The 7,488-nt window shown below is 58.0% G+C and carries 8 protein-coding genes and 2 pseudogenes; 5 read left to right on the forward strand and 5 right to left on the reverse strand.

Features of this window, described 5'->3' with window-relative positions; genetic code table 11:
- Positions 1-30 precede the first annotated feature (30 nt).
- Complete coding sequence (locus XI03_RS00670; RefSeq protein ID WP_442869677.1) at positions 31-399, reverse strand: hypothetical protein; 369 nt, start codon at positions 397-399, stop codon at positions 31-33.
- A gap of 77 nt (positions 400-476) precedes the next feature.
- On the opposite strand from XI03_RS00670, the gene XI03_RS00675 reads away from it, so the two are divergent.
- The gene (locus tag XI03_RS00675; protein ID WP_271591015.1) at positions 477-1,061 is read left to right on the forward strand and encodes a hypothetical protein; all 585 of its coding nucleotides are present in this window, start codon (positions 477-479) and stop codon (positions 1,059-1,061) included.
- Positions 1,019-1,948 (forward strand): helix-turn-helix domain-containing protein, encoded by a 930-nt coding sequence (locus XI03_RS00680; RefSeq protein ID WP_271591016.1) that lies wholly within the window; start codon positions 1,019-1,021, stop codon positions 1,946-1,948. The genes XI03_RS00675 and XI03_RS00680 overlap by 43 nt, the downstream gene beginning before the upstream one ends.
- 59 nt (positions 1,949-2,007) lie before the next feature.
- Here XI03_RS00680 and XI03_RS00685 read toward each other — a convergent pair whose 3' ends face one another.
- Positions 2,008-2,583, reverse strand: a complete 576-nt coding sequence (locus tag XI03_RS00685) for a hypothetical protein (RefSeq protein WP_271591017.1) — start codon at positions 2,581-2,583, stop codon at positions 2,008-2,010.
- 482 nt (positions 2,584-3,065) lie between these two features.
- On the opposite strand from XI03_RS00685, the gene XI03_RS00690 reads away from it, so the two are divergent.
- From XI03_RS00690 to XI03_RS00705, 3 genes are all read left to right on the forward strand, one after another.
- The gene (locus tag XI03_RS00690) at positions 3,066-3,740 is read left to right on the forward strand and encodes a histidine kinase dimerization/phosphoacceptor domain -containing protein (RefSeq protein ID WP_271591018.1); all 675 of its coding nucleotides are present in this window, start codon (positions 3,066-3,068) and stop codon (positions 3,738-3,740) included.
- 7 nt (positions 3,741-3,747) lie between these two features.
- Positions 3,748-3,996: an ATP-binding protein gene (locus tag XI03_RS00695; RefSeq protein WP_271591019.1), complete on the forward strand. Its 249-nt coding sequence runs from the start codon at positions 3,748-3,750 to the stop codon at positions 3,994-3,996.
- 647 nt (positions 3,997-4,643) lie between these two features.
- On the forward strand, positions 4,644-4,814 hold the full coding sequence (locus XI03_RS00705; RefSeq protein WP_271591020.1) for a hypothetical protein: 171 nt from the start codon (positions 4,644-4,646) through the stop codon (positions 4,812-4,814).
- Here the strand turns inward: XI03_RS00705 and XI03_RS00710 are convergent.
- The 3 genes and pseudogenes from XI03_RS00710 to XI03_RS00720 form a co-directional block, all read right to left on the reverse strand.
- Positions 4,806-5,531: a reverse transcriptase domain-containing protein gene (locus XI03_RS00710; RefSeq protein ID WP_271591021.1), complete on the reverse strand. Its 726-nt coding sequence runs from the start codon at positions 5,529-5,531 to the stop codon at positions 4,806-4,808. The two genes, XI03_RS00705 and XI03_RS00710, sit on opposite strands and share 9 nt — an antisense overlap.
- Positions 5,532-6,051: 520 nt before the next feature.
- A pseudogene (locus tag XI03_RS00715) lies at positions 6,052-6,641 on the reverse strand (reverse transcriptase domain-containing protein); the annotation flags it as partial.
- Between the two features lie 533 nt (positions 6,642-7,174).
- Positions 7,175-7,444 (reverse strand): annotated as a pseudogene (locus XI03_RS00720) (transposase); the annotation flags it as partial.
- Between the last annotated feature and the right edge of the window lie 44 nt (positions 7,445-7,488).

The raw sequence follows: 7,488 nt of genomic DNA on the forward strand, positions 1-7,488 counted from the left end.
TGCCGCCATCTTTGGCACAGCGACGCGAATCTAATGCGAATCTACGATTGCGAACTTGTGACTCGGGACACTAGCGCCGTACGCACTTCCTTCGTGTCCCGAGTTGTAGTTGCCTAGGATCGGTGCGCCATCTAAGCTTCGTACGCGGAACTCCGACGTCGCCGGCCCCTGCACGGACAACACCCCAACCCTTGCGGCATCAAACTGGCGGTCGCCGACATGGAATGTTTCCGGCCGCTTTGGACCGGTTGATGGTGGACTAGCTTCGCCCGGCAGCGGCGGAGATACGGTGCAAATCTCCGACGGCAACAGCAGGTCGTATAGCGTCGGCACCGATCCATTATGCAGATAAGGAGCCGTTGCCCAGATGCCGTTAAGTGGTCGCGCCTTGTAAGCCAAGATCGAATTATTGGTTTCCAGGCATTCCTTGGCGCGGGCCTTCTTGACCAGATCGACCGTTCCCGGAAGGCAATCGCGTGCGCCGCCGCCACGATCGTTGGTTTTTCCTCGCCGCGGCCAAACGTGTCGTCGATGATCTTGCCGGCGAGTTCATCGGCCCGGCCGATGATCGAGGCGATCGAGACGTGCGCCAGCATCGAGCGAGTCTGATCGATGGGCTTGATCACGTCACCGGCATAGACGAACTGCTTCTTGCCTTCGAGCAAGCCCGCCTTCGACTTGTGCAAGTAGGTGTTGCAAGCCGTCCAGATGTCGGTACCCGCTGCAGGCAGCGGCTGCATATCGGCCTTGATCAGCTTCTTGGTGTCGGTCGAGTCAAGCGGCAGATGACAGCCGGCGCATCTTGCGACAAACAGCCGCTCGCCGACAGCCGCCTTTTCACGGTCGATACTCCCAAGAATGTGTTCGGGCCACTTCGGCGAATACAACCGGCCGAGTTGACGCTCGATATCAATCATCCCGCCCAACCGCAGGCTCGAACCATAGCCCAGTTTGTCGTTCTCGGGACGCAGCCCATTTCGTATCGCATCGATTCTCGACGCGCGAGCATCCGGAGCGGATGCGACTTCCACTATGGCGCGAGAGGTTTGTGCGGGGAATAGTTCATGTCGATATTGAACCTGTAACGGACGTTCCGTTTCAAGCCGACGCAACATTGCAAGCGCTCCGGGGTCTACGCACGCTCGCACTGAAAGGCTCGCCCATGCGCTTCGCGCGCTTGCGGGCGAGCGTTGCTGACGGCGATGACTCGATCGGCCTGATCGTCTCCTTAGCCGGCAAAAGTCATTTGTCGCAGCGCGGCCGGGACATCGAGCTTTGCGCCGGCGACGCAACCTCGATTCTGCATTCGGAGCGCGCGACTGTCACCTATATCGACGGAATACTATTTGGTCTGGCGCTACCCCGCGAGGCACTTGCGCAGCGCGTGACCGACATCGAGAGCCTCGCAATACGGCCGATTCCTCAGCGAAATGAAGCACTCCGCCTCCTCATGGCCTATCTGAAGTCAGCATTTAAGGAGGGGCCTCTGGCCCGCCCCAAGCTGCGTGATGCGGTCGTAGCTCACACCTGTGATCTTGTTGCGCTCGCGGTCAGCGAGTGCGCCCCCTTGGGCGAGAGCGATGCGAGTGCGATCGTGGCCGCGCGCCACAGCGCCGTACTCGACTACATCGCGGCACACTTTCAGAAGCCCGGGCTTAGCGTCGAGGAGGTCGCTCATCGCCAAGGCATTTCACCTCGCCATCTGCAGCGCCTGATGACGTCATCAGGATCATCGTTCACCGGGCATGTGAATGAGCTACGCCTCCAACTTGCGTTCAAACTGTTAACCGAGGCGCGCGTCAGCGCGCAGCTAATTTCCGATATCGCGCTCGAGGTCGGCTTCTCGGATGTTTCGCATTTCAATCGCCTGTTCCGAGCTCGGTTCGGCGATTCGCCGCGTGGGGTTCGTTACGCCAGCGGGGATCGCGGCCGAGCCACGTGCCCCTGATCGGCGCGCGCGCGACATCTTGCTAGCGAATGTCCGCATTCCCGGCTAGGGATTTGGAGCTATCCGCCTGGCAGTAGACCTATTATGCTCACATTGAGTTTTGTCGAGTTTGACCCATCGCGGCCCCGGAGCAGTTTGAGAAATTGGTCTTCGTCGCCCGCTTTCCTGCGCCGGCCGGTCGCGATCGGAACAATGACCTCGTCATCTGCATGACCGACAGAGCGGTCGTTGGAGGCTATATGCTGCCGCAAAAGCAGCGAAAACCTGTCTATCGAATTGATCTTACGATCGACGAGCAGCTGATTAAACGCCCCCAGAGCTGTGTTCGGAAAGAACATCCACCGCCGAGTACCTTCCTGGGAAGCAACGCGCCGCGACATAATGCCGAGGAAGATTGAGAATAGCAGGATTTTCCGGGCACCGAGATCATCTTCCTTGTGATAAGCTGTGGCATGGACCGCGCGATGCAGCTCCGACATTTGAAAGAAGCCGAGCGGCACATAGCTCAAGGCGAGCGCCACATCTTTGAGCAGGAGGGACGGATAGGGTTCATGGTTCGTCAGGGCTATGACGCCGGCGAGGCGCGGAAGCTGCTCGATAATTTCAAGGCCTCTCAAATGCAGCACCTGCAGCATCGAGACCGCATCCTCAGAGAACTACAGCAGTAATGACGGCAAGGGCGCTCAAGTGCGGCTGCGAGCCAGCTAAGCGGACTCGGCTTCGATACTTACTTGGCGAATGCTAGGCTGTTTACTGTAAAATGGGCCGTAGCTGCGACGAAGGCCTTGTCCGCTATAGCGGCCAAATTCGTGCGGCAGCGCTGGACCGATAAGAGATTGGCTTCAGCAACTGTCCCTGGCACTTTTCGGAGTGCGTGGCATTGGAAGTAAATGAAAGAACTGGCGCCCGGAATGAACGAAGGTGACTCGCTGGATAGGCTCCGGCGCCACGTCCGCATTCTGGTCGATATCGGACGACTCGGGGGTGAAAAGGTCGATCTGCATCGCTTTCTAAATCAAGCGGTCGTTCAAGTCGCGCGCGCAGTGGAGATACACCACGTAAAGATTCTTCGATATCGTCCGCACTCCTCAGATCTCCTCCTAGTCGCAGGTGTGGGATGGAAGGATGGGGTCGTAGGGACCGCGACATTATCGGCCGACCTACGCTCTCTCCACCCGGGCGCTCGTTTCAGACGGCAGAACCCGTCACCGTCCAAAATCTCGGTGAACAACAAGAATACATTCATTCGGATCTTCTGAAGGAGCATGGCATCATCTCGTTGACCAACGTTCCTGTGCTTATAGATGGTGCAGCCTGGGGTGTGCTCGAAGTGGACAGCACCAAGGCGAGAGAGTTCACCGAGGACACGACCGATTTTCTGACCGCCGCTGCCGCGCTGATAGGAGCCGTACTTCGCCACTATGCGCGGCCGGATGAAGAAGCGCGTTTGATCGCTGCTGCTGCCGAAGCTCAAAGGCGAGAAGTGCTACTTCGGGAAATGCAACATCGCGTCAAGAATAACTTTCAGCTCGTTTTATCTTCTATCTCCCTCCAAAAGCGCCGGCATCAGAGCACAGAGGTTCATCGCGAGCTGGATCATGTCGCTAGCCTTATCAACGCCATCTCGCTGGCGCATGATCAACTCGGCCCTCGACACGAAGGCCATAATGTAAACCTATCATCTTACATACGCGCACTTTGCAGCGCGATCCGTCAGCAAAATCGATGTCGAGTGCGACGAGCTCGAACTGAGCATCGACCGAGCATTGCCGGTCGGTCTCATCCTAAATGAGACTGCAATGAACAGCATCAAACATGCATTCGACCGGAATGGCGGCAGGATCAAGGTGCGCTTGGTAGGCGGCGTCGGCTACGGCGAGGCCCGTCTAACTGTGTCCGACAATGGGTGTGGCATCCAGAAATCGAACGAGCATGGATCGGGTCTTAAGCTGATCGCATCGCTTGCCAAACAAATCGGTGGCGACGTCCAGCAGCAAAGTGCCGACACGGGCACAACAACGACGCTCACGTTTCCGTTGATGACGTGAACCATTCGGACCAAAGTTGAGCGGTTCTTCAACAGGATCAAGCAATGCCGTCGGGTGGCAACGCGCTACCATAGGCTCGCCGCCAACTACCTTGCATTTATTCAACTCGCGTCAATCCGGTTGTGGCTGCGCCTTAATGAGTCCGCGCCCTACCTAGGGGCCTCATCATTTCTTGAAGCCTAGCTTGCCTTCCGTGTTTACTAGCCGAATTCGAAGAAGATCCTATCGTAGGTTGCTTAGGGGGAAATACAGTTCGACTATCGAATTCCACGTACGTCGTTCCATTTTGCGCAGCCATGCTCGCTGCTCCTTAACCTCATCTTCGACGAGATTGGTTTCAGATCCAACCTCCTCCTCCTCGCCAGGGGACGCAGTTTATTGACACCCTAAGTACTGGCCGTCCGCATCTGGATGCCAAGTGCGTAGACCCTCACGGGCGACAGCTGATCTTGCCTTGGAAGGCTCCCTCCTCTCTTGTTTACGATAATGATTTACAAGATCGAGTCATGTCGCCTCGCGAGCTATCCAGATCGCACTGATAAGCATACTCTCAAAGCCTCATCAGTCGCCGAGCACCTCTCATCCGGATGCGCTGATCTCTTCCGAAAGGCGAGCTACGTCAACATTTGCTCGGCGGCAACGCCGTCATGACCGCCGGCATCGCCGCGCTTGGGTCAGACGCAGTCAGGCGCTTAGTCCGTGAACTGCGCGAACCGCTCCCGCAACTGGCGCTGGAAGTTCTGCGCATCACCTTGGAACTGGAAGCACCCCACGAAGTCATCAGCAAAACGCACCAGATATGCCTCGCCTCAACATAGTGGTTTGAATTTCTTCGCAAACCAAAGATCGAGCGTAAAGTGCAAGTACAGATTACTGAGCACAGGCGATATCGGCCCCCCTTGCGGGGTCCCTTCCCTGGCTGGAAGGAAGATCCCGTCTTGCAGTGCCCCGGCCTTCAGCCATTTTGATATCAGCTGAAGGATGATCGGGTCGGCAATCCGGTGAGCCACCATCCGGCGTAACCACTGATGATCAATGCGGGTGAAGTAGCTGCGGATATCGGCCTCGAGCACATGGCTAACCTTCTTTGTCACGATATGCCGGCGCAGAGCCTGCAAGGCATGATGAGGGTTTCGCCCTGGTCGAAAGCCGTAACTGCAATCGAGGAAATCGGCTTCGAACACAGCCTCGAGAATGCGCGCGACCGCCCGCTGCAGCAGCCGGTCGGCGACAGTGGGAATCCCCAATGGTCGCGTTCCGACCTTGCCCGGCCCTTTGGGTATCTCGACCCGCCGAACCGGCGGCGCGCGGTACGTGCCTTCTTTTAGCTGTGCACAGATCTCCTCGACCCGCTTCTCCATCTCGCTCGCAAACTGTTTGGTGCTTTGCCCGTCGACGCCACTTGCTGCGTCCCGGTTCATCATTCGCCAAGTTTCCTTGAGGAACGCCGGTGTCAGCAAGTGGGCCAACGAGGTGAATCGCACCTCTCGGTCCAGTTTGGCTTTCTTCGCTATCTGACCCAGTTTCGTTGACATCAGAATCCTGCCTCTGTGCGTGCGGGTAATGTTTCCCTGCGGTCAGTCTTCATCTGCTTCGCCGCTTCCCCCTGTACGCGGCTTTCCCGCGCTCCGAGTACTACCAGCGAATCCGACTTCCACTGCAGCGTCTGCCTTTCTCAGGAATGATCCATATCGTCCGGCATACTCGGCGTGCTTCCGCTGCGCACCGAGACCACAGTGGATCTCTCAGGTTCCTTGATACTTCCTTCTCCGAACGTGCCGTGCGCTCTGACCCCGCCGCAGTCTCCAGCCACCTCGCCTTTGACGGTGACCTACTTTTGCCTTCCAGCCACTACGACTCTGTCGGCCTGCGGATTCTTATCTTTACGAGGCTGATCCGCTTCACTTGCGTTACAGCCCGCGCGTCGCTCTGCCTACGCTTAGCTCATGTCGTTACCTCCATAAGCCCAAGGCTCGATTCCCGGTGGGGCGGCTCTTCCCCTTGCCGGGACGGGAATTTCACCCGCTGGAAGCATCAGGCTTGGCCTGACGCACCATAGTGCAGAAAAAGATTCGCCAGCAGCGGGCTTACCACTCCACCTTGCGGTGTTCCGGCCTCCCGTTTCTGGATAGTCCCATCGGGCATCTCCACCGGAGCCTTCAGCCATCGCTCGACGTACAGCAAAACCCAGGGCTCCTGACAGTGCTTCCGAAGCGCTCTCACCAGAAGGGCATGATCGATCGTGTCGAAAAAGCCTTTGATGTCGAGATCCAAAGCCCAGTCATAGTCCCAGCACCGCTTACGCGTTTGCTCGATCGCCTGATGCGCTGATTTGCCCGGCCGATAGCCGTAGGAGTTGGGATCAAACACTCGATCCAACTCCGGTTCCAGATACTGCTTGACCACCATCTGTGCGACGCGATGCCGCCGTTGGCTTTGGGAATCTCCACGCGCTTGACCGCAGGTGGGAGATAGCTTCCCGACGCCATGCGATTCCACAGCTTGTAGAGGTTATTCCCAAGGTCCTGTGCGAATTCATCCAGGCTCTGGCCATCGACGCCCGCCGCTTTTCCATTCCCTGCCACCAGCTGGTAGGCCTCCCAGACCATACGCTTGGTGATCGGCAACGGTTTGTCCGGCGTCATGACGCTCCTCCCGACAAAGCCGGTTGGCGTCTGATGTCGGACAGAGTAACGCAGCCCCTTCGCTCCACAGCCATTACAGCCACTTCAGCGCTACTACGAGCTGCTCCGTCCCTGTCTCGGGTATTGGTGTTCTCCCTCGTGGTGTGCGCCACTTGCGGATTCCCCTTGACACCCCGAACCAGGTTCCCTCGTTCCGGATTGAAGCCTGTGATGAGATCATGCCGCCTATACACCGGCTGCCGCGTGGACCGTAAGCAGGTGTCGCCCACACTCTTCCGAGCATCACTATCCCCATGCCCGTTTTGACAGCGTCTGGACCCATTTCGATGCGTCATCGGCGGTTCGCTTGCGCTCATCTTCTCATCACTCACCTGACGGCGTATCCCGCCGCCTTTTTCCCCAGCGCTCACCACCGCGTCTCTTAAACGCAGCAGCCTGGAGTGGTTTGAAGCCTGCCCCTGCAGGCCGGCTCCGGGAGGCCAACTCCCATCTTCAACACAGTTGTGCCGGCAGACGCACCGGCTACGAGGCACACGGAAATATGGGTCGTGGACCCAGCGCTCGCACACCCCCTCATCGGACAGCCCGTAAATGTGCTTGAGCAGCAACAGCCCGATCATGAAGCGGCTCGCGATCCCTGGCCGACCATTCTCGCTATAGAGCGGCGCGATCTCGCCGTCGATCCAGTCCCAATCGACCTTGCCGGCGAGCTGAACCAGCTCGTGCTTCATATTGATGATTTGGTCCAGCCTGGCCCGGAACAGATCGCCCGATCCCGTCGTCCTGTGCTTCTTCGGTCGCATCGCCACCTCCGATGCGATGACGGAATCATGGTTGGCGATTCGAC

The sequence above is a fragment of the Bradyrhizobium sp. CCBAU 65884 genome (genome assembly GCF_028128835.1).
Taxonomy (GTDB): Bacteria; Pseudomonadota; Alphaproteobacteria; order Rhizobiales; family Xanthobacteraceae; genus Bradyrhizobium; species Bradyrhizobium ottawaense.

Bases quoted from the DNA above. Each gene is read 5' to 3' on its own strand.
- XI03_RS00680 (WP_271591016.1), top strand. From the start codon at position 1,019: ATGCGACTTCCACTATGGCGCGAGAGGTTTGTGCGGGGAATAGTTCAT.
- XI03_RS00685 (WP_271591017.1), bottom strand. From the start codon at position 2,583: ATGCTGCAGGTGCTGCATTTGAGAGGCCTTGAAATTATCGAGCAGCTT.
- XI03_RS00690 (WP_271591018.1), top strand. From the start codon at position 3,066: ATGGAAGGATGGGGTCGTAGGGACCGCGACATTATCGGCCGACCTACG.
- XI03_RS00695 (WP_271591019.1), top strand. From the start codon at position 3,748: ATGAACAGCATCAAACATGCATTCGACCGGAATGGCGGCAGGATCAAG.
- XI03_RS00705 (WP_271591020.1), top strand. From the start codon at position 4,644: ATGACCGCCGGCATCGCCGCGCTTGGGTCAGACGCAGTCAGGCGCTTA.
- XI03_RS00710 (WP_271591021.1), bottom strand. From the start codon at position 5,531: ATGTCAACGAAACTGGGTCAGATAGCGAAGAAAGCCAAACTGGACCGA.